Origin of the sequence: Methylobacterium nigriterrae (assembly GCF_037106235.1) — a bacterium.
GTDB classification, from domain to species: Bacteria; Pseudomonadota; Alphaproteobacteria; order Rhizobiales; family Beijerinckiaceae; genus Methylobacterium; species Methylobacterium nigriterrae.
On record NZ_JBAWTG010000062.1, the window covers coordinates 1 to 22321 of the forward strand.

The 22321-nt window shown below is 64.4% G+C and carries 17 protein-coding genes, 1 pseudogene and 1 riboswitch; of the genes and pseudogenes, 12 read left to right on the top strand and 6 right to left on the bottom strand.

Going from position 1 to position 22321, the window contains the following annotated elements; genetic code table 11:
* Positions 1 to 498 precede the first annotated feature (498 nt).
* A complete protein-coding gene (locus WDW90_RS23920) occupies positions 499 to 960 on the bottom strand; it encodes a DUF302 domain-containing protein (protein WP_336489971.1) in 462 nt (153 codons plus the stop codon).
* A gap of 773 nt (positions 961 to 1733) precedes the next feature.
* Here WDW90_RS23920 and WDW90_RS23925 point away from each other — a divergent pair.
* The 3 genes from WDW90_RS23925 to WDW90_RS23935 all read left to right on the top strand — a co-directional run bounded on the left by WDW90_RS23925 (position 1734) and on the right by WDW90_RS23935 (position 3547).
* Positions 1734 to 1898, top strand: coding sequence for a hypothetical protein (locus WDW90_RS23925; protein ID WP_336489972.1), 165 nt, complete (start codon positions 1734 to 1736; stop codon positions 1896 to 1898).
* Positions 1898 to 2560 carry a 7-carboxy-7-deazaguanine synthase QueE gene (gene queE / locus WDW90_RS23930; protein ID WP_336489973.1) on the top strand — a complete coding sequence of 221 codons (663 nt, stop codon included), beginning with the start codon at positions 1898 to 1900 and terminating at the stop codon, positions 2558 to 2560. Before WDW90_RS23925 ends, queE begins: the two co-directional genes overlap by 1 nt.
* A gap of 138 nt (positions 2561 to 2698) precedes the next feature.
* Positions 2699 to 3547 (top strand): hypothetical protein, encoded by an 849-nt coding sequence (locus tag WDW90_RS23935; RefSeq protein WP_336489974.1) that lies wholly within the window; start codon positions 2699 to 2701, stop codon positions 3545 to 3547.
* A 618-nt stretch (positions 3548 to 4165) separates the two neighbouring features.
* Here WDW90_RS23935 and WDW90_RS23940 read toward each other — a convergent pair.
* The 5 genes from WDW90_RS23940 to WDW90_RS23960 all read right to left on the bottom strand — a co-directional run bounded on the left by WDW90_RS23940 (position 4166) and on the right by WDW90_RS23960 (position 7637).
* Positions 4166 to 4720 (bottom strand): hypothetical protein, encoded by a 555-nt coding sequence (locus WDW90_RS23940; protein WP_336489975.1) that lies wholly within the window; start codon positions 4718 to 4720, stop codon positions 4166 to 4168.
* 273 nt (positions 4721 to 4993) lie between these two features.
* Positions 4994 to 5425 (bottom strand): hypothetical protein, encoded by a 432-nt coding sequence (locus WDW90_RS23945; protein WP_336489977.1) that lies wholly within the window; start codon positions 5423 to 5425, stop codon positions 4994 to 4996.
* Entirely contained in the window at positions 5418 to 5708 is a 291-nt protein-coding gene (locus tag WDW90_RS23950) for a hypothetical protein (protein WP_336489979.1), read from the bottom strand. The genes WDW90_RS23945 and WDW90_RS23950 overlap by 8 nt, the downstream gene beginning before the upstream one ends.
* Entirely contained in the window at positions 5708 to 6121 is a 414-nt protein-coding gene (locus tag WDW90_RS23955) for a hypothetical protein (RefSeq protein ID WP_336489980.1), read from the bottom strand. The genes WDW90_RS23950 and WDW90_RS23955 overlap by 1 nt, the downstream gene beginning before the upstream one ends.
* 36 nt (positions 6122 to 6157) lie before the next feature.
* Positions 6158 to 6267, bottom strand: a riboswitch (SAM-I-IV-variant riboswitch).
* Between the two features lie 161 nt (positions 6268 to 6428).
* Positions 6429 to 7637, bottom strand: a complete 1209-nt coding sequence (locus WDW90_RS23960) for a S1C family serine protease (protein ID WP_336489981.1) — start codon at positions 7635 to 7637, stop codon at positions 6429 to 6431.
* A 1270-nt stretch (positions 7638 to 8907) separates the two neighbouring features.
* Between WDW90_RS23960 and WDW90_RS23965 the strand changes: the two genes are divergently transcribed.
* The 9 genes and pseudogenes from WDW90_RS23965 to WDW90_RS40810 form a co-directional block, all read left to right on the top strand.
* Positions 8908 to 9411 (top strand): tetratricopeptide repeat protein, encoded by a 504-nt coding sequence (locus tag WDW90_RS23965; RefSeq protein ID WP_336489982.1) that lies wholly within the window; start codon positions 8908 to 8910, stop codon positions 9409 to 9411.
* Positions 9412 to 9450: 39 nt separating this feature from the next.
* Entirely contained in the window at positions 9451 to 11229 is a 1779-nt protein-coding gene (locus tag WDW90_RS23970) for a trypsin-like peptidase domain-containing protein (RefSeq protein WP_336489983.1), read from the top strand.
* Positions 11230 to 11242: 13 nt separating this feature from the next.
* The gene (locus WDW90_RS23975) at positions 11243 to 12607 is read left to right on the top strand and encodes a DUF2135 domain-containing protein (protein WP_336489985.1); all 1365 of its coding nucleotides are present in this window, start codon (positions 11243 to 11245) and stop codon (positions 12605 to 12607) included.
* A gap of 48 nt (positions 12608 to 12655) precedes the next feature.
* Positions 12656 to 15766, top strand: a complete 3111-nt coding sequence (locus tag WDW90_RS23980; protein ID WP_336489986.1) for a virulence factor SrfB — start codon at positions 12656 to 12658, stop codon at positions 15764 to 15766.
* Between the two features lie 11 nt (positions 15767 to 15777).
* On the top strand, positions 15778 to 18381 hold the full coding sequence (locus WDW90_RS23985) for a virulence factor SrfC family protein (RefSeq protein WP_336489987.1): 2604 nt from the start codon (positions 15778 to 15780) through the stop codon (positions 18379 to 18381).
* 53 nt (positions 18382 to 18434) lie between these two features.
* A complete protein-coding gene (locus WDW90_RS23990) occupies positions 18435 to 19514 on the top strand; it encodes a hypothetical protein (RefSeq protein WP_336489989.1) in 1080 nt (359 codons plus the stop codon).
* Positions 19515 to 19585: 71 nt separating this feature from the next.
* Positions 19586 to 21388: a hypothetical protein gene (locus WDW90_RS23995; protein ID WP_336489990.1), complete on the top strand. Its 1803-nt coding sequence runs from the start codon at positions 19586 to 19588 to the stop codon at positions 21386 to 21388.
* 44 nt (positions 21389 to 21432) lie between these two features.
* Positions 21433 to 22032 (top strand): tetratricopeptide repeat protein, encoded by a 600-nt coding sequence (locus WDW90_RS24000; RefSeq protein ID WP_336489991.1) that lies wholly within the window; start codon positions 21433 to 21435, stop codon positions 22030 to 22032.
* A gap of 87 nt (positions 22033 to 22119) precedes the next feature.
* Positions 22120 to 22287: pseudogene (locus WDW90_RS40810) on the top strand (gamma-glutamyltransferase); the annotation flags it as partial.
* Positions 22288 to 22321: the final 34 nt, after the last annotated feature.

Below are 22321 nucleotides of genomic sequence, written 5' to 3' on the forward strand. Positions count from 1 at the left end.
CTCGCCGCCTGGTTCTCGCTGCGGCCGCTGGCCCCCACGCGCACCTCACGCTTCAAAGCGCTCGCGACATAGCTGTCGAAATCGCCAGCAGTGTCCGACCCGTTTCCCTGCCACCCGCGAGGAGCGCCTCGCGAGCCCTCGCAAACGGCCCCGTTTGTGTCAGGAAACCGTGACTGGAAAACTACTGACAGGAAAAGGCGGCTGGGCCCCTATCCTGACATGCTCGTCGGCTACGCCCGTGTCTCCACCCAGGTGCGGAGCGGCCGGCGGGAGTTCCGCTACCGCCTCCGGAGCTGTGCCAGGAGAATAGCGGTGCGCACGGCAGCTCGGCGGGCCGCAACTCCTGATGTCCCAGCCTGTAACGCCTTCACGGTGTGAGGGCGCGCGGCCGCAGCGGCTGCAACGTCCATCTCGTACTCGCCGATCAGAACAAGGCCGGGATCGGGGTTGGCGAGAAACGCTGCTCCATTGGCCCTGCGCCGGCCTCTATAGGTTCTCCTAATCAGCGCGGGCTGCCGCACCAGCAAGTCGATCCATGGCCGCTGCCATTGCCTTGATGGTGTCATCGCATGGATCGATCCCGTAGCGACGCGCCATCTCAGTAGGCTCGATGTAGGCGACCTTTGTCACCTCACCATCGCGCCAAACCAGCATCTTCTGCGGCAGCTCGATAGCGACATCCGGGTTCTTTAGAATCAACGGCGTGCCGAGCTTCGGATTGCCGAAGATCACCACGCGTGTTTCTGGCAGCCGGCTACCGATCGATTGCGCGTTTGCAGCGTGATCAACGATCGAGACCACTCTTGCACCCCCTTTCTCAATCGCGGCACTCAGCCGGTTCACGGTCTCCGTGACGGTGCCGGAACTCGCGCGGACGTTCATCCCGTCCGCGGCAACAGCCGTCCCGGCAATGAGGGCCATCAAGGCGAGGATGGAGATGGACGCGGATGGTCGGATCAACGTGAAGCCCTCCTGCCGATGGACGGGTAGATAAGCACGCTCTGTCATCCCACCATAGGCTGGCTCTGCACGCCCAGGCAGCTCAAACGATGAAAGGCCCCCGAGCGAGAACGACCTCGATCCATCTGCTGCCGCTATGATTCTGAAGCTGTCCACGGACAGGTGCGTGCCAGCCGGTGTGGTCAGCATCGAGAAGTGGGCCGCTCGCTCCGTTTCAGATCACCTGGGGCTGGCTCAGCGGGAGCAGTAGCAGCCCCAAATGGAGGAGGCCGTTGCCATCTTGCGGGTCTTTGGGGTGTCTCTCGACTGGCTTATAGCTGGCCTTGAGCACAAGCTTGATGCCGAAATGGCTGAAAAGATCAGAGCTGCTCGCGCGAAGCGCTCCGATACAGCTCTAAAATAGAGGGCGTGTGTCTGGCGCACGAGAAGCACCAGTTCGTCGTCATGTTGAAGCGATATCTGCAGCCCGACTAATTTCCGACACCCAGTCAACGGTCGACGAGAAGGTCTTGGCCGCGATCGAGGCCACCAACACGCTGCTCACCGGCGGCACGCTCGACCAAGTCGTTGTCCGTTACTGGGAGATCGTAGCGGACGACACGCGCCGCCTCACGGGGGTTGCCTGAGTGGCGCAAACGAGGCGCTCCGACATAAGCATCCGCAACCCGGACACGTCTGACGCATTGACGCAAACCACACACTAGACGCTCATCGCGCTGTACAACCCCGAGCGGAAGACCTTCGAGGCCCTGGACGATGCTGGGGTCATCACGATGGTGACGGTGCCGGCCGTGGGCTGCGAGGCGTTCGCCGACCTCGTCTTCGAACGCGCCAATCAGTTTCTGGCCGAGGCCGGTTACGCTCCGCGCGTCCGTACCGCGCTGGTCGAGGTGAGGGAGCACGCCGGCAACTCCGCGATCCGCCTGCGAGACGCCTAATGCTGCCCGTATCTGAGGTCTTCGAGACGGTCCAGGGCGAAGCCTCGTGGGCCGGAACGCCGGCCGTGTTCGTGCGCCTCCAGGGCTGCAACGTCGGGTGTCCTTGGTGCGACACGCGCCATACGTGGGCCATCGACCCGGCCAACGTGGTCGATGCCGCCGTGATGGCAGCCAAGACCCAGGACGCGCCCACCTACGCGAACCTCGAGCCGGCGCACCTCGCGGCCTGCATACTGGCGACCACCGAGGCACGGCACGTTGTCATCACGGGCGGCGAGCCTGCGATGCACGACTTGACGGCGCTCTCCCGCGAGCTGCTGAACGGCGGGCGCAGCGTTCAGCTCGAGACGAGCGGCACCGCCGAGATCCGGATCGATCCCCGCGCCTACGTCACCCTGTCCCCGAAGATCGGCATGCCGGGCGGCCTGACGGTGCGGCGCGATGCGGTGCTGCGCGACGACGAGATCAAAATGCCGGTGGGTAAGCCCGCTGACGCCGAGCGCCTGCGCGAGCCCCTGGCCGAGTACCGCTTCTACGGCAAGCGGGTCTGGCTCCAGCCGCTCTCGCAGTCTGCGAAGGCGACCGCGCTCTGCGTCGACGCCGCGACCCGGAACGGGTGGAGGACCTCGGTCCAGACGCACAAGTCCCTCGGCGTCCGATGAGTGAGCCGTTCCAGCTCGACGCCTTGGAGCAGTTCATGCTCCGGGCGGCCACTATCCGCGGCTATGCGGTGGCCCGCTCCTACGAGTAACAACCCACTTCCGGTTCTGGTACCTGGATGCTGACAAGTTGAGGTCAGCATGCCCTTTGAATTCCGCAAGCTTGCGAACGTTGGTACCCGCCACCCAGTGATGGCGCGCCTCAGCCTCCAATCAGGCGAGCTGCTTAAGTGGCTCGACGTAGAGGCCGAAGTTCGTGACGAAATTGGCAAGCTCTATATGCTCAGTCTAACGGAGCACCTGCTCCGCTGCCATGAGCATCGTGACACTCTCTTCGAGAGACTCGCCAAAAGCGTTGAAGAGGTTGGTCAGCATAAGGATCCGCGGGTGCGGGAAGTTCCGCATGTCTCAGGTCTGGACGGTATCGCGGAAGGCTTCTTGGTCGACGTAAAGAAATTTCTTCGCGATCTTCTAACAGTCTTCCAGCTTACATATGGGTATGAGCCAAAGGATGCTAGCGATTTGGCCGACGTTAAGGGAAGAGGCTACAGCGACGTAGGCAAATGGGCAGAATCAACGTTTGGGCCCGACGACAATCTAACAGCCATGCTCAAAGCGGAGGCAAATTGGGTCACCGAACTCGTCAAAATGCGGAACGCGGTCGAGCATCCCGCTGACAGGTCAGGAACCCTAACGATCAGGAACGTACGACTCCATCCGGATGGCGATGGATGGGTAAGGCCGACATGGCAGAGAACGGGCAAACCTGAGCAGGACATTCTAAGTGACATGGACACCGCAATGGATAGTCTCCTGACTCTCGCGGAAGAAGTCCTTGTAGCCATCGTGCTCAAGCGTCGCACGTTCGAGCATGTGACGGTCTTCGAAGTACCGGAAGCGAGTCGGGATCCGATCTGCCCAATCCGGTTCGTCGTCAACCTTGAGGCGAGCTTCGCCGCTAAGGTCGCGGTCTCGTCGCCGCCTCCGTGAGGCAGCCACCTGCCAATGCGCCAAGGGCGCGCGTCGCGGGCGGTGGGACCGCAACCCGCTCTGATTGCTGCCCCGGCAAATCCAACACGGTGTTGAATTTGCGCCCGACCCCATCACCGCCCCGCAGGGAGCGGCTTGCCGAGCATCCCGGCTGACCTCACGGACGAAAGCGGCGGGCCATCGGGGCCGCCGCGAGCGCGTTAGGATGACGATCAGGCCCGGCGCCTTGCCGAAGAAAATCACGTGCCGCCCTCCGTTCGAGCGAGGCATCGTCATCTTAGGCACGGCATCCACGGCCTGCTGGACGTAGGTGACCGGCGGCTGCGACAGATCGAAGGGGATTATCAACCTCGGTCCCGCTCCACCGATGAGCCCGCAGAAGATGATCTGGGTCGGCACCGTGTAATCGGTCTGGATCACGGCGTGTGAGCGGAAGCTCGCCCTCCAAGCGGTATCTTCAGCCTCCTGCGTGAGCCGATGCTCTTCCTCGGTCTCGCGCTCCCGCTCGGCAATGAGCCGCTCAGTATCAGCGATGGCCTGCGTCACCACGCGCGCTGGAAGCTCCAGGGCTGGGATCACGGCAAATCTATAAGGGAGATGTTCAACAGGAAGTGAGACTCAGTATCTGGTCAAGTGCCTCTCGTGCTCTGCCCTGCCACGTTCAGACTCCCTTCGGCGCCAATCCTCGTCCTGCCTGCGATCCGCCGCCTCTATAGCCTTCCTATTACGCTCATCCGCAGCGTTGTTTGCGACCTGGGCTGCGACAGCAAGAAGATCGGCTTGTGCTTCAGCCGCCGCCCGTCTCTTGGCCTCCCGGCGATCCTCAACTCTTTGCCACTCCAGGCCGGGCAGATCTTCATGCGCGACCTTCAGGAATGCGGCGGCTGCAAACTGCCCATGCTGGGTAAAACGCTCAAGGATCTCCGTGGGAGAATCGTAGCTCGCTTTAATGAACCTTCGCGTCAGGTCCAGGGCGAGTACTGCGTTTTCTTGGCTGGTGTTTCTGCACCCCTGTTCAATTTCTCTGATGATACTCCTTGACGCAGCTTGCTGTCTTTGACGTTCGGCCTCTTTCCTTTGTGCTTTCTTGGTAGCAGATCGTATCCAGCAGAAACATATCACAGCGAAGATAGAACCATAGATTAGAATGGCACCTATAGTATCGGGGTCCATAGCCGCCTCCCGCTATTGAAAGACCACGCGCGCAGGAGTGGCCAAGTCGTATTCATTCGTCCGGATCTCGGCTGTGCCTCTTAGCGATGATGAACCCGATAGGACCGAGGCTCTTCACCAACGTATAGTAGAACATAGATCTGAGGATCAGTTTGGTGACAGCCCACATACCGTCCTCCATATTTTCCGATGTTCACGAAGAGGCGTTCAGCGGGACGATCTACCGCCAGAAATCTTTGTCGAAAGCCTTGCATTCATCGCCCTCGCAAGGCTTCAAACCTTTGGTGTGAACTGGATATCACCCGGCCCCCATGCGAAATGTCCGGACCGATCCCGCTGACCTCCATTCTCTTGGTACCGCCGATGTAGGCTCCAGAAGTCGGCGTAAAGATCGTGCAGCGCTGGATCGGCGACACTACCCTTGAAGTTGTCGTACGTAATTTCAGTGATACGCCGATTGACCAACGAAGCGAACTCCTCCCGCGTCACCAATATCCGGGCCACATAGTCGGCATCGGGCGTCAGCAAGATCTCGCGCTCCGGGAATAGCGCCTGAAGGTGTTCCTTTCGCCGCCCCCTGACGACCATCCGGTTCAAATCATTCCCGTCCTGTACGACTGACACAAAGGAATCAGTGAGGCAGATCCACATTTCTATCGCTCCTTGAATGCGGCTCATGGATTGCCGCTCGCGCTGCTCAATCACCGCCCAGCACTCGTGAGACGGCGGCCGGCGATAGGGGCGGGCCGCCGAAGGACAAGCTGACCTCGCCGGGCCGGTAGGCCTTCTTCAAGAACTCCAGCGGCTGGCCATCGAGAGAGCAGCGCAGGGCCGAGTCCGGTGAGTAGTTGATGATCAGCCCCAGCGCCTTGCCGAAGAACATCACGTGCCGACCGCCGTCCGAGCGAGGCATCGTCTTCTCGGGCAGAGCGTCCACGGCCTGCCGAATGAACGTGAGCGGCGAGCGGGACTGATCGAAGGCGATCATCAGCCAGCGTCTCGCCCCGCCCGTAAAGCACAGATGCAGATCTGCGTGGGCACCGTGTACTCCGTCTGGATCACGGCATGCGGACAGAAGCTTGCTCTCCAAGCGGTATCCTCAGCCTCACGCGCGCGACGACGCTGTTCCTCAGCTTCGCGCTCCCATTCGGCGAAAAGTCGCTCTGTCTTGGCAATAGCCTGCACGACCACGTCCGCCGGAAGCTCGAGCGCCTCCGGCAGCCGCCAAAGGGCAAAGCGGCTCTTCGCACTGAACGGCAGGCCATTGCACAGGGCGTACACCCGCCCCGCAGCCTTGGCCGGGTTCGAGTAGCCAAGGCGGCGGCCCAAAACTTCGTTGGTCAGGGCAAGCTCCCGCATCCGGCTCTGGATGAGTTCAGCCAAGGGCGTGCGGCCAGACATCAGCGCCTCCATTCCGGTCCGTTCTGGAAGGCTGGCGCTTCCGGCTACTCTTGCTGACTCAGGTCAGCCGCATCCCACTGTCGTGGAACCACCTTGCCGCCGAGGGGCAGGTTGGTGAGAGGCCAGCTCTCGTCTTAATGCTTAGGAGAATATGCCCGGAATCTGCCGGAATGTCAAGGTCAACGCTCGTAAGGGCGGTTCTTGACATGCTTGTGGTGTACACGGGAGCGAGATCGGCCGCCTTACCAAATCTTGGTAGCGCTGGCTGATGAAGAATCGGGGCGCGTCCGCATCAGGAAGCTCGCGATCAATGGCGGTAGCAAACCACCCGTAGCGTGAAGAGCCGTGCCTGCTCCGCAACCGTCGCGGCATCCATCGGGCCCGAACTCTTTGTCCCAACGGCCGGCGGAATGCCGTTCGCATCAAGGAACCCGAGAGCAACGGACGATTTGATGGCGAAGTTGATGTTCTGCGGGAGCATATCGGTTTGCTGAGCGACATAGAGGTCGCCGATGCGTGATACAATCACGCCGACAACAGAGCCGTACTGGTCCATTAATGGCCCACCACTGTTCCCAGGCTGAATCGGGGCTGAGATCTGCAGATGACGTGAGTCATCATTCTGCCCGGCTACAGCCGTGACGTTGCCAACGGTGAAATTTCCGGAGGCCGCGAGCATCGATCCGAGCGGGAAACCGTAAACGTAGATGTTCTCGCCGACGCGGGGTCGGAGGCCGAGAGCCGGCACCACCGGATCCTTATGATCTGTCGCGAGGACGGCGAGATCGTTCGTGGCGTCCGCTACGACGAGCCGGGCTGGCATGCTCGGCATCCCCACCTTCGCGACCGCGATTTCCGTGCAGTCCTTGATCACGTGATTGTTCGTGAGGACGTGGCCCTGGTCCGAGACGAAAAAGCCGGTGCCGAGGCTGACCCTGTCCTTTTTCTTGTCGCTCCCGCTCGGTGTGTCGTGCGGCGCCTCCGGCGAGGCCCTCGCCTCGACGACGGACTTCTGGCAATCCACCATCGCGCTCAGTGCGTCAGAGGAGCCGGACAGCGAGAGACGAGCAATCGATTTACGCTCGAAAAGGATGTTCAAGCCACCAGCGCGGGCCAAGTCGAGTACGAAGCTCTTCTTCAGCCCAGATGCGAAAAGCCCCTTCTCGGCGGTTCGCTCCACGCCGAAGAACTGGCCCTTCCAACGACCGCGCCCTGTCAGCATGACGAGTTGGTAGGCACGATTGATTTCGATGGATCTCCAGCGCGGATTGGTGAAGGCGAGGAAGGCTTCGTCCTTGTCACCTTCGAAGCCCATCCAGACCGTCGTCTCGTCCTGATAGGTTGCAGCAGCGACGCAGCCATTCAACGACTTGCTCATGCCGAGTGACCAGCCAGATACTTTTCCGAGCGACCTGTCGATGCTGAGCACTGGAGCGGCCGATGCGACCCGCAGAGGCATAACGCAGTAGAGCGCCAGGCCGGCGGCGCCTAGAAGTGCTCGCAGCGACATCCGCATCGCGCTCTCCATGTTAAGCCGAAGAATCAGCGCCCACTCACGGGAATGGGCCTGGGCGAGGCCGAGGAGGCGAAGGGATCGGAGGCCGCGCTGATCGTGGCTCCGGCATGTGGCCTGCTAGAGCGCCGGCTCGACCCCGCCGCGTAGTGCCCGCGCGCCCGTCGCGGTGCATGGGCGGAACGCCGCGCCATCCGCGGACGGCCGTAAGCTGGTCGCGAGCCAGCTACCATCGCGCCGAGGGCGAAGCCTACCGCGGCGCCGGCAAGTCCGTCCAAAGACCCGGCAGATGCCTTCGGCGAGTGCAAGGTCCCCGCAAGCAAAGCAGCCACAGCGACAAGAGAAATAAACCTGGAACGACTCATTCCGCAACTCCTGACCGGACCAGACTCGGTTCACCACATCGAAATGAAGCACATCTCTCGTAGAATGCGGATCCAACTAGATTCAAGTCGTCCTGTGAAGGCCAAACCAGGGCCTGACAAATAAATTAGCTGAATTCACGATCTTGTGAAGTACGACTCAATAGAAGTTTCGCTAAGGCATGCGCTTTTATGATGCAATGTTACCAATTGCTACGTAGTTTGAACGGTTGACGGACGCCTATTGGGTTGCTGGCACCTTGGCAGTTACCTCCGATGGCAGGGGTCTGATCGCTACCATAACCCTAGAGGAGTGCTTCGGCACGGCATCCTGTCCTGCCATCTAATTCATTGGCAGTACCGCAGGGGAAACAATGAGCATTTTGACAAAAAATTTTTATAATACTACGTATCCACCGAGCGCGCTGAGCATATCGCACCTCCTTTCCGAACGCATCGGGGCAGAAAATTGCTTGCTAAGGCAATCGACTACCGGCTTTGAGAGGACGGAGGCGGCATGTTTCTCGATCACACGTTGTCGGTTTCATGCTATCCCGAGATAGGAAACTTGACGTAGACGTTTGATGGCGGAGAGCGGCAGATGAGACAGCGGGTGTTGCAGCCCCGAGACACCCACTGATTGCTTTTCTCCTGAGGCCACGCTTCTCCACCTTAGGACTTCCCAGCGAGCACTCAAGGTTGGAAAATGACGGCTCATTTCCGACGCTGCAAGACGAGTGGCTTGTGCATTGTTGACCGGTACCATGTCCTTGTCGGGTTTCAGCGTCACAGTGACGACGGCTCTGCTTCTCAGCTGCGGAGCCGGCTTGACCGTTCTTATAGCGGATGGTGGCGCGGCGCTCGCGAGGGACGGCTCCAGAGCCGGCGATGCCGTGGCGGCATGTGACAGATTGGCGAGCGCGTCTTGGGATCCGGATGCGCCGGACCTGCAGCGTACTGTTGCTTTCCGGGATTTGCGCGCCGCTCCGGCAATTGCGGCCTGCCGCGAAGCTGTCGCCGTCGCGCCTCGCCTTCGGCGCCTAAGCTTCCAGCTCGGTCGCGCCTACGACCGGCAGGGAGCAAATCCGGAGGCCTACCGGGCCTATCTGCAGGCCGCTGAGCTCGGGAGCGGTGCCGCCAAGGTCAATATCGGCATCCTGTATCGGCAAGGACGGCGCTTTGAGAAAAACGACGCCAAGGCGAGGGCATGGTTCCGGGCTGCGGCCGAGGCGGGCATCCCTGAGGGGATGTACTGCTACGCCACCGCCCTCGACAACGGCCTCGGCGGTGCCCCCGACGGCGCCCTGGCGAAGGCGTGGTATGTCAAGGCGGCCCAGCGTGGCACGGCCAAGGCGCGCGACGCCCTGATGCGATTGGAGCTCGACGGCACCGGTACGGGCGCGATCTGTGATTAAGGACACCGCCTGCCGCGACCATAGACACGGTGTGCTGCGATGACCGAGGGCTTGCGCTTCGTCGGCAGTCGCGTCCTTGCCGGCCTTGATGAGATGAGGATAGACGACCGTGCGGTCGTCGAGGACCATGAGCGGCTCCGTCGTATCCTCCGTCAGCGTGGCGGAGATGGCGCGGCGGCGCTCTTCGCCGAGCCCGTCCTGTCGCGCAGCAACGGCTCTGCCCCCGCCCGCATTGACTGGTACACCGCCCTCGACGGTCACATCCGGCCGCTTCTAGACCTCGATCCCGACCGGGCAGCCGACCTGCGCTGTCGAATCCAGAGCACATTATCCGAGATCGAGCCGGTCCTGCGCGATCCCAATGATGGACCGTTCGTCGCGGCATGCCTCAATCTCGCGTCTCCGCTAGCGATCCTCGCAGTCGGGGATGACCCGCTCTTAATTGATTGGGGGCTGCTTCCTATTGGCCTCGTCAAGGACGAGAGCGCGCGCGCCCGCCATCACGCGGAAGTTCTCAATTCTCTGCTGCCGGATGGCCTACCCGCGCCCCCGATCGGGCGTGAGGATTGGGTTGTCCATTTCAGGCCGTCGGTTTCCTCGGCCAGGTTGGAGGATGTAACAGCTCCTCGGGCGACGCCCCCGCAGCCGCGTATCGGAACGGGACGGACGCCTGTCGTTGCTACGGCAATCGCCGGCTGCCTTCTCGCGCTCTCCTGCATTCCGGGCGTCCTGCTCTTTCCTATGGCGCCGCATGCGACATCGGGCGAGGTGCGGGCCATGCAGGCAGCGTGGCTGGACAGCCTCCGTCGCCGGCGCGACGTACTCGCCGCGGCCGGCCGGTTTGCCTGCCCGCACCTGCGGACGGAGTTGCCGAACCTAGTCCCTCAAAGTCCCGCGGGCGTGAGCCTCACTCCCGGCGACCTGACACACTCTCGGGCAAGTGCGGCAATCGATCCCCCCGCCTCGACACCAGCGCCGGGACCCACGACACCGCCGAGCGGCGCGGGTCTCGTCGATCAACTCGAGCGAGGCACTGTACTTGTTCTGGCGGGCGAGGTGACCGGTTCGGGCTTCTTCGTCACCGATGATATGGTGGTCACGAACCGTCATGTGGTGGAGAACGCCCAGTCCCTATTGATCGCAGGGCGGCACGTGGGTGTGGTCCAGGCTGCCCTTGTCCGGATCGGTGGAGCGGGGACGCTCGAGGATTTTGCGCTGCTGCGGGTGGCCCGTCAGAGCAGTGTCCGCCCCCTTGCATTGGCTACCCCCAGCCGGCCGCTGACGCCCGTGGTCGCCGCCGGGTTTCCAGGCCTCTATCTTGGCACGGATCCGACCTTCGCACGCTTGAGGGAGGGTGATGCGAGCGCTGGCCGCGACCTCGAACCCGTCTTCCAGACCGGCGTGATTAACCACCTGCAGCGCTACGAGGAGGCCGCGGTCACGTTGGTGCTGCACGGCGCCGAGATCGCGCCAGGCAATAGCGGAGGGCCGCTCGTTGACTATTGCGGGCGGGTCGTCGGCGTGAACAGCTTTGGTCGCACCGACGATCGGCTACCCGTCACCGCGCGATACGCGCTCGGCGCCGACGGGCTCGCGGGCTTTCTCCGGTCTGCTGGACTGACCGCGCTCGTCGAAACCAAGGCTTGCGAGCTACAGACTGCCCCGCGCGAGGCGGTCACGGCCGCTGCGGCCCCGCCCGATCCCGTGCCGGGGGCAGCCGCAGAGGCGCCCGTTCAGGCTGCGCCGACGCCGCGTTCGCCCGCTCCTCCACGCACCGCACCTCCACCGGGCAGCGACGCCCGTCCGCCGGCACGCTGAGGGCGACGCTCCGATGTCGGCAACCACCAAGCTAACCGAGACGCCGCGCCAGGAACTGGACGCGGTCAATCCAAAGCTCGCTCAGCAGTTCGAGCAGCTCATCGACCTGCTGGCGCGGCGCCTCAGTCCCGCTCACGCACATTTGTTCGCCGAACCCGTGCCTGTCACGACGGCAGGCACCGGCCGCGCCGGCCTCGCTTGGTTCGCCGCGGTTGATGGCGAGGCGCACGCCGTCATGCAGCTTGAGCCCACCGCCGCCGAAGCTCTGCGTCATGCGGCGGCTCGCCTGACGGGTGAGATCGCGCGCTTCGCCGACTCCCTGGAGCGGGAGGGCGAAGCCTCACGTGATCTCGCTCGGCTACTCCGCGACGCGCTGATCGTCCCCGACGAGGATCATCTCTGGTCGGTCGACGGGCAGCCGGTGCTCGTGGCATGGGGCTACCGGCACGCGCGGGCAGACGGGATGATTGCCGATCGGGCGGCTGCGATCACGGCCAGCGCCGTCGCGCCCCTCATTCCTGCGGCTTCGAAGCCCGTGCTCCGATCGGCGGAACCGGTAGCGGCCGCGGAGCGGCGCCAACCCAGCCGCGCCGTCGAGCGCTCGGGGAGCCGTGTTGGCCGGTACGCGCCTGTCCTGTGGCTGCTATTCGCCCTGCTCTGCGCGATTTTGGCCGACCGTCTGCTCCAGGCCTGCGCCGTGGGCGACGACAGCTGGCCCGCATGGCTTCGGAGTGTTCTGCCGGATCACTGCCCCGTGGCATCTATGATCCTGGACCCGGCCGAGACCTCCGTGCTGGCCGGCATCCGCGCCGCCGAGGGAGAGATCCACGCGGCCGAACTCGCACTGACGCGCCGGGCTCTGGCCTGCGACACGAGTTGTCCGGCTCCCGCGTCGGGTCTGCGCCGCGCCGCGGTCGAGACGTTGCGCCCGATCCCCGCGGAGGTAGAGCACCGCCTGGAGGGCATCGAGCGCGGGCAGGGCCTCGAGTTGACGCTCGCATGGGAGGGACCGGCCGACCTTGATCTTCAGGTCATCTGTCCGGATCGAACTCGTATCCACTTCAAGCAGCGCGCTGCCTGTGGCGGGCGTTTGGTTGCCGACCAAAATCGGGGTGGCGGAACCAGCACGAGCCGGCCAGTCGAGCACATCATCTGGGACGAGGCACCGACGCCCGGGGGACGCTACGCTGTCGAGGTCAGTTTGTACGAACGACACGGCGAGCTCCGCCCGGAGGTGCCGTTCAAAGTGGTCCTTTCGCGGCACGGGCAGATCGTGCAGGAGGGGAGCGGGCGGATTTCGGCCGCACGTGTCGGTCAGGGCGTCCTGACCTTCGACACCTCCCTGCCGGCCTCGGCCGGAACGGTATCCGTGCCCTAATCCCGCAAACCTGAGTCGGTGCCGACCTTCAAAGATTGTACCACAGCAATGTTCGTCGACCCCGTTCCGTTCGGCCCTACCATTAGGCTTGTGCCGCATAGTGGAGTGCAGTTCGTTGAGTATGCCTTCAACATCGACACAATCGGCCGTCTGTCTCGCCGCTTTATCGAGCGCGAGGTAGCAGACGGGCCGCATGAAAACGGGCGCCGGACCTATCGGCTTCTTCCGGCCTGGGATGAGACCGACCCGGGCGGCGAGGAGATCGAGACCGCCCGTGGTACCGATCGCGAGTATGCGATCGGCGAGCGAGGCGCGCTCGAGGTCTTCCTTGAGAAGTGGACTCCTGTCCCAATGCTGCGGGTCAAAGCTGGCGTCGAGGGCGGCGAGGAACTCGATCTCGGCCCAACCAATTGGGCGCGGGTGCGGATCGTCGAGGTCGCCGATCGTGCACCCGACAGTCCGATCAGCCACCGCGTCATCTTCGCCTTCGATACCGAGTTGCTGGAGCGGCGGCCGAACCGTCCCTACACGGCACCAAGCCTCGACGATGCCGCCAACGAGCATGAATTCCGCTTCGCGTACCGCTTCCGCGATATCGGATGGTTTCTTGGTGCCGCCTCGGAGGACGAGGAAGCACGCCAGCGCGCCGGCTTTCAGGAATGGGTACCGTCCTGGCTGTCCGAGCAGTTTCGTGAATTCAAGGCGGCACAGAGACCCGACAGGCCGCTGCGCGACAGCGATTTTCCGAATGCGCTCGAGCATCACGCCCGTTATCTCGTCCTACTCGAATATCTCCAGCGGGCGATCCGGCCACGCACTGTGCGGATGACGGATACGGTCTCGGCCTTGCCGGCGATCCGTCCGGTGAATGTCGACCTGATCCTCGACATCGGCAACAGCCGCACCTGCGGCATCCTGATCGAGTCCCATCCCAATGAGGACCGGGTCGATCTCAACAACTCGTTCGTGTTGCAGCTGCGCGACCTGTCCGAGCCGGAGCAGGCCCACACCGAGCCATTCGAGAGCCATGTGGAACTCTCTCATGCCCGGTTCGGACGCGACCACCTCTCGCGGCTGTCGGCCCGCCCCCGCGCGTTCTTCTGGCCGAGCCCAGTCCGGGTCGGGCCTGAGGCCAGCCGCTTCCGCGAGGTCGCCCAGGGCACGGAGGCGGTGGGCGGCCTCTCGAGTCCAAAGCGTTATCTCTGCGACGTGCGGGCAGTGAACCAGGAGTGGCGCTTCCCCGACCGTGATTACGGCGCTGACGGCACCAGTCCGCTCATCGACCGGACCATCCGGCAGTTCGTCAACAGCCGCGGCGACGTCATCGCGCAACTCGATGCGGACAAGAAGCGCTATGGCATCCGGGTTCAGCCCGACGACCGGATCGGTGCCTCGCGCCTAACCTTCTCGCGCTCTTCGTTCTTCACCTTCATGGTGGCCGAGGTCGTCTGCCATGCTTTATCGATGATCAACAATGCTGGTGTACGTGAACGGCGGCGCACGAAAGACGCACCGCGCAAGCTGCGCCGAATCATCCTCACCCTGCCACCCGCCATGCCAGTACAGGAGCAGCGCCTGCTGCGCTCACGTGCCGAGGGTGCAGTCAAGCTGATCTGGCAGCTCATGGGCTGGGCCGACAATCCGCCACCGGGGCTCACGCAGCCCGAAGTCCACGTCTCCTGGGACGAGGCGAGCTGCGTTCAGTTCGTCTACCTGTATGGGGAGATCACCCAAAAGCTCGGCGGCGCCGTTGATGGTTTCCTGCGACTCATCGGTCGTCCGCGCCCGTTCGCCGAGCCTGACACGTGTCCAGAGCCCAGCGCACGGGCTGAGCCTTCGGTTCGCATCGCCAGCATCGATGTCGGCGGCGGCACCACCGACCTCATGATCACGACCTACTACGCGGAGGGAAACCGCGCGATCAAGCCGGTGCAGAACTTCCGGGAGGGATTTCGCATCGCGGGTGACGACATTCTCAAGAGCGTTATCGAGCGCCTCGTGCTGCCGACGATCGAGGAGGCCCTGCGCCGGGCAGGGCATCCCGACCCGCATGCACTCCTTCTCGAGCGGTTCGGTGGCGACCGCGCCAACATGGCCGAGCAGGAGAAGCACCTGCGGCGCCAGTTCGTCTCCCGCGTGCTGGAGCCCATCGGCCTGCGCATGCTCGGCGACGTCGAAACGGGGACAGAGATCACGGTGCGTCCCTTCTCGGAATTCTTCCCCGAACGTGGCGGCCGGATCGTGCGGCGCGCTCTGCCGCAGCAGCGGATTCTCGATTTCCTGGAAGTGCCGGCGCGCCAAGCGGGAGCGAGCGGCTTCTCCCTGATCGATTGCGTGTTCGAGAGCCGCGCAGACGTCGTAGGCGTCTGCGTCGTCTCGGTGCTCGATCTCGTGCTGGACAACCTCTGCGAAGCCATCCACGCGCTGGATGCTGACGTGGTGCTGCTCTCGGGTCGCCCGTCGCGGCTCTCGGCCTTTGTCGACCTCCTTGTCAACAAGCTGGCGGTCTCGCCGGACCGGATCATTCCCTTACATCAATATCAGGCTGGAAACTGGTATCCGTTCCGTGACCGCGACAACCGCCGCATCGGCGATCCCAAGACTACGACGGCGGTAGGCGGGATGCTCTGCGCGCTGGCCGAAGGCCAACTCACGAACTTCACGCTGTTCACGCACCGCCTCGGCCTGCGCTCGACCGCCCGCTACATCGGCGAGATGGAGCTGAGCGGACAGCTGCGCGACGCGGGCCTGTGCTTCAGTGACATCGACCTCGACGCGCCGGCCGCTTTGCGGCAGGGCGGCCCGGCGATGAGAGCCAAGCTGAACTACTATGCGCCGATGCGGCTAGGCTATCGCCAGCTCCCGGTTGAGCGCTGGATCGCGACGCCGCTCTACCGTCTGCGCATGCGGGCCGGGCAAGAGGCGACGCAACTGCGGCTGCCGCTGGAGATCACCCTTGAGCGCAGCGGCGACGGCCGTGCCGACGACGACAGCCCCGATGCCTTGATCCGTTCAGAATCCATGAAGGAAGAGTTCGAAATCACGGACGCCTACGACGCCGATGGTCTCGACGTGAAACGAAAAGTCGAACTTGTGCTCGATACCCTGGTCTCAGAGCAAGGCTACTGGCTCGACACCGGCATCCTAAATCTCGATTGATCCGCGCGAACATGTCGACCGAGCAACTAGCCGAATCCTGCCAAGACACGAGCCGCCTCGCCCAAGACGCGGAGCGCTGGCTGAGCGACGAGACCAACACTGCGACGGTCGGGCGCGAGCGCGCGGATCTCGTGCGCTACGCGCGCAAGGTCGCCCATCGTGCGGACCGGTTGCGTCGGGCGGCGTCGCGGCCGATGTGCGCTGGGGTGTTCGGACCGAGCCAAGCGGGCAAATCCTACTTGGTCGAGGTCCTGGCGCGACCGGAGAATGGACCCCTGCGGGCGCGCTTCGACGGACGCGATCCGGTCGATTTCTTGGCCGAGATCAACCCGATCGGCGAAAAGGAGGCGACCGGTCTCGTTACGCGGTTCAGCGCGCGGGCCGTCGCAGGGCCGACGCCCTCAAACGCGCCTGTCCGCCTGCGGATCCTGACCGAGGCGGATTTGGTCAAGGTGCTGTGCAACAGCTTCCTGCACGACGGGGACGCGGCGAAAGAGCATGCAGCTCGTCCCGAGGAGATCGGCAGCCTGCTTGCCGAGCTGAGGACCCGGGCGCGCCCGGGTGCTGCCCGCTTTAGCGATGCCGAGATCGACGACCTGCGGGACTACGTCAGCGACCAAGCCCGCGGTACGCGCGCCCTCGAGTACCTCACACAATACTGGGAGGAGGCCCGGACCCTCGCGGGTGGGCTCGACCTCGACGGTCGCGCCCGCCTGTTTGCCCCCCTATGGGGCGGTCACAATGCCTTCACCCGCCTCTACCGCGAGCTCGCCGAAGCGCTCGAGCGTCTCGGTCATCCGGACGAGATCTTCGCGCCGCTCAGCGCGCTGGTGCCGCGCGAGGGCAGCATCCTCGACGTCGCGACGCTGGCTGGTCTCGGCACGTCAGGCTACGGGGACAGCCTGCTCGTGCACGGAGCCGTGGGCGGCCCGGTGCCGTTGCCGCGCCCCATGGTAGCGGCGATCACGGCGGAGTTGCGCATTGAGATCGCGGACAGCCCGCGCGCATTCCTGCAGGAGGCCGACCTACTCGACTTCCCCGGTGCACGCAGCCGGCAGAAGATCGATCTTGCCCACTTCCTCTCGACGCATCCCGACGCTCTGAAGGAGACCTTCCTGCGCGGCAAGGTCGCCTACCTATTCGACCGCTACGTGGCCGAGCAGGAACTGACGGCGATGCTGCTCTGTATCCGGCCCTCGAACCAAGAGGTCGTCACGCTTCCTGACCTCGTCGAGCGCTGGATCGCGCTCACGCATGGCGCGAGCCCGGAAGCGCGGGCGCAATTGCCCAACCTTCTCTTCCTGGTGATGACGTGGTTCGACAGCCACTTCGTCGACAAGGCGGGCGATGCCGGTCAGGATGCGGGCCTGCGTTTTCGAAACCGGATCGAGGCCTCGCTCCTCGGTTTCTTCGGCAAGGCCCATACATGGCCACACCAATGGACGCCCGGCGCAGCGTTTCGCAATGCCTTTTGGTTCCGCAATCCCAACTATCCCGCCGAGTCGGTGATCCGCTACGATGGCAGACGCGAGGTCGCGTTCTTGCCCGAGAAGCAGGCGCGGATCGCCGAGCTGCGCGCCGGCTTCGTGGCCCTGCCCGAGGCCTCTGCCCACTTCCAGGACCCGGGCCGGGCCTTCGACGAGGCGCTTCGGCTCAACGACGGCGGCGTAAGCTATCTTGTCGAGAATCTCGCGCAGGTCTGCCGTCCGGAGCTGAAGGCTAAGCAGATCGCCTCGAGACTCGACGCGTTGCGGGGCGAACTGCGCGAGCGCCTGGGCCGCTTTCACGTCGCCCTCGACATCGAGACGCGGCTCGCCGAAAGACGGGAGGTGGCCGGCCACGTGTTCGACGCCCTCGACGAGGTGGTGGGAGCCGGCAGCTTCGGCTCGCTGCTGCGGACGCTCCTCGTCGATGTCGCCGCACTCACCGACGCACTTCACGGAGCAGCGTCGCAACCGGGCGAGGGAACGGCTCCCGCCGCCGTCTCGCGCGTCGCTCGGCCCGGTGTGATCGTGCGGCCCGGTGCGCCGCCGACTAGCCGCTCGCCGGCCCCAGCGGTCGACCGTGAGCGTGGGCTAGCCCGCGCCGCGATCTCGGCCTGGATCGGGTACATGCGCCGCAGCATCGAATCCGAGGATTTTGCGCGACGCTTCCGCGTGCCCGTAGCCGTGATGGAGATCGTCGTAGGCGAGCTGATCACCCTGGCGCGCCGCGCCGACGTCGAGGCAGCGATCGCGGCCGACCTGCGGGCACTCGCCACGGTGGAGCGCGCCGAACAGTCGACCGCCAAGCTCGCCCTGATCGCGGCCACGCGCCTGAATCGGCTGAGCGGCGACCTGGGGTTCAACCTTGTCCCTCCGGCCGGCGAGCGTCCCTCGATTCAGGAGGAGGGCGGGGACAGGATCGCCTTCGCGGCCCGACCGGTCACCTACGATGCTCGGACGATCGCCCAGACGCCCACATCGTTCGGGCACACCTACATAACTGACTGGTTCCACGGCTTCTATCGCGTCGTCGAGGACAACGCTAAGAGCGCGGCTGGCGTCACGGTTGATCTCGAGCAGAATGGCCGGCTGGGCGCCATCCTGGCCGCCCTCGAAACGCGCGCGGCCTGAGCCGGCCCGGCCCTTCACAAACCGTCACGGACTTCGCGACCGGATCCCCCGACATGACCATTCGAATCACCGAGGACGACGACGAGACCGGCGGCTACGCCTTCGTCGACCTGGGGCGGCGCGCGCCCTCGCCGTTGCTGTCGTTCCGCCGCCAGGACACCGAGCCGCGCCACCTCGGAGTCGACGGCTGGCAGCCGGAAGTGGCGTGGCTTGCCCCGCTCTCGGTCGCGGAGCGGGACGGGCGCACCGTGGCGCGCTTCGGGCCAAACGTCGTCGACCGTATCGAGGAGCTGGTCCCGATCGAGATCGTCGCGCAGGACGGGACCTCGTTCGGTGTCGTCTCCTGGCCCTTCATCACGCCGGCGCCCGCCGGCTACGGTCTCCTGGTCGCCGACCCGGTCCCTCCGCCGAGTCTGACCCAGGCAATTCGACCGGCAGAGGCCGCCGCGCCGCCAGTTTCCCTACCGGAGGAACCCGCGCCGCCATCGGATCCGGAGCCTGTTGTCCCTCCGAACGCCGCACTGGAGAGCCTGCCCGCGGCCGCGATGCCGCCTGAGTCGCCACGCCGCAGAATCTGGCCGGCGCTACTAGCACTGGTGCTACTGCTCGTCGCCGTCGGAGCCGGGACCTATCACTACCTCGGCAAGAAAGCTGACATAATCGTGAGCCGTGATGGGCCTGCAACCCCGTGGCCTGCGCCTGCACCGCCTCCGGAGCCACGCCCGCCATCTACTTCGCCGCCAATGCCGGAGACGCCGCACTTCTCGGCCGCAGAGCTGCGCCAGCGCCATGTACGGCTCCTCGACGAGCGTGCCGGGGCTGCCGCCTTTGTGGCGCTCGGCGAGACGGCGATCGCCTCGAAGCAGGGCGGCGCGGCCTTCCGCGCCTTCGAGGAGGCCGATCCGGTCGCGAACGCAGATGCCGCCTGGCAGCTCGCGCGCTTCTACGACCCGCGCAACGAGGACGCCGCCTACCGCGACGCCGCCCAGCCGAACGTCGTCCGAGCCGCCTACTACTACGCGCTCTGGCGCAATCGCTCGGCCCGCCACACCGACGAACTGCGTGGCCTCTGCGAGGCGAATGCGGATCTCGCTGGTCGCGACGACCGACTGCGTACGATCTGCCGGCCATGATTCCTAACCAGTCGCTCCCGATGCCGAGAACAATCACGATGGCCCCGCAGCCCGTCCTCGGACGGTTTCCAATGAAGGCCCGAATCGCAGTCGCCGCGGCGTGGCTCTGTCTTGCCGGGGGAACGTCCCTGCAGGCCGCCGCGCCGGGGCTCGCTGTAAATGCGGCAACGGCCCGAAGCAGTGCCGTAATGGGCACGCGCATTGCGCTGCTCATCGTGCCGCAGCTCGCCGCAGCTGGTAGCCGAGCCGCGACTGCGCATTCCGACGAGGAGGCCTACCGCAAGCGCCTGCGCGAGATCGGCTTCGACGTGTGGACTCTCGGGCCCGCCGATCGCCCTCAGATGGAGCGGTCCCTACGCGAGGCCGTCGCGCGCCTGCCCGAGGATGCGCAGATCGCCGTCTTCGCCCTCGGCCCTAGCCTCGGGGGAGACGACGACGTCTACCTCCTGCCGCAGGGCAGCCCCGGCGACCTTGCGCACCGGACGAGCTTGCTCGAGAGCGAGGGGCTTCGCCTCGGCGACCTGATGCGCCACCTTGTGCGGCGCCGGCCGCGCGACCTCGTGGCCATCGTCGACGAGTGCCAGCCGGCGGCGGGCGGACGCTGCAACCTCGACATGGCAACCGGCAATTCCGGCGCGAGCATCATAGGTGCCGAGCGGGCAGCGCTGCGGGCATCAGGCGGAGCTCCGCTCGCCGGACGCCCCTCTCTGCGTGATCCGATGCTCGGCGCGATGGCTCACGAAGGTGCGAATTTTTTGCAATCCTATGGGGCGCTAAAACGAGCGCTGGCCGACAGCGACCTGGAGCCGAGGGCGAGCGGCTCTCTCTCCACCTCCTTCGCCTTCCTGCCGCAAAACTTCTTCTCGGGCCTGCGCACCGACTGCAACCGGATCGACCCCAATGCAGATCCGGCGGCGCTGCGCACCGCGCAGCTCGAAGGTGCGATCCGCGCCTGCGAGACTATGATCGCTACCTACCCATACGCGCGCAGCTTCGAGGATCGTCTCCAGGCCGGGCGCGAGCAGCGTGCGTATCAGCGGGCGGTCTCCTCTTGCGACGACAGCCTAAGTGCCGCCGCTTATGGAGCCACCTATCCAGCGGGGCGCTTCCGAACGTTCGTCGACAACTTCGTCTTCGAGTGTGGCCGAGCACGGGACCGCCAGCTGCAGGAGGAGCAGCGCCGTAGGGACGAAGCAGAGGCGCGGCGGCGGCAGGAGGAGCAAGATCGGCTTCGGCGCGAAGCTGATCGTCAGCGCGAGATTGATGCGCAGCGTCAGCGCGAAGCTGAACTGCAACGCCTGCGGGAACAAGAGGAACAGCGTCGCCGGGACGAGGAGGAGCGGCGCCGACGCGAGGCGGAGATGCAGAACCAGCGCATCACCGCCCGGAGTGCGTCCGGCTGGACCCTCAGCTATGCAAGCAATCTTCTCGAGATCAAACCTCTGGGCAACGACAACTACGACGCGCAGAAGCAGTCCTATAGCACTGTCTGGCAATCGCGCCTGCACGGCGAACAGGTGCTGATGTACGTTCAGGTCAGCCCGAACGGGCGATGTGGCGATGCTCGTCAGTATATATCAGAGCAGATTCGCCCTCGTCGCGAGCGGATTACGCGTGCACAAGAGGTTAATACTGCGCCCACGCGCTGGGGGTTCGTCCTAGAAGGTCAGGGAACGGCCCGCGGGCAAGGCATGTTCGACGATCGGACATTCATGGATTTCGTGTCGATCCGGCGGGACGACCGGAGCACCATCACGCATATCGGCGGTCGGTTCCCGCAAGAGTACAGCGACATGTATCGTGCCGAGCTGCTTAAGATGATGAACTCGATGAATTTGCCAAATGCGGACATCTTCACGCACCGGTGTAGCTAAGGCTCCCGCACTTTTGCGATCCACTTGCTGTCGGGAGCACGACCATGTCTCAGCACCGCCTGAACGTAGTGGATCTCGCCCTTTTGCTTATCTGCGCTGCTAGCCTAGGCTTAGGGGAGGCTGCATGGGCGGATGCGGCTCAGGACTGCCGGTCCGGAACGCCCGATAGCCGCGTCGTGGGCTGTTCGGCTCTGCTCGCGGAAGCGCGCACGCCTCGTCAGCAGGCGATAGCGCTCGACGGACGATGCAAGGCAAACAACGATCGCTCTGCATTCCTGGAGGGAATTTCAGACTGCACGAGCGCCATTCGGGCGGACGACGATTACCCTTACAGCTACTTTAATCGCGGGATCGCTCAGGCTGGACTGAATAACCATACCGCTGCCATCGCAGACTTCAGCCGAGCCCACAATCTGCGGCCAAACTTCGCTTGGATACTTGTTAATCGAGCAAAGTCACACGCCAGCCTCAGAAACACTGAAGCTGCGATCCGTGACTACGAGGAGGCGCTGCGCCTCAAACCGGACAATGAGGAAGCCAAGGTCAATCTGGCGTTACTTCGCAGCGGCGGCACCATCAATCCGAGTGCAATGTCCATTGTGCCTCCTGCAAACTCCCTCTGTGGCAGCGTCGGCTGCAATTGATGGCGCTCGGCGCGAGCTGCCCGATCAGCAGCGCGGTGACCTGCTCGCAATGCGCGTCGACATTCCAGTCGTGGTCCATGGCAACAGGCGGCAAGTAACGTGTTCGCAGAGCTCGCGGCGCGAGGACATGAAATCAGTCCCATCCCCGCGCAGAGCCCTCTAGCCGGCCACCCAGGCGCGATCCGCATCGAGGATGACGGCAGCTTCGTCGGAGCTCACGACCCGCGGAGTGATGGCTTGGCCCTAGGCCTCTGACGCCGGGCGGTGCAAGCCCATCACTCACTGCGCT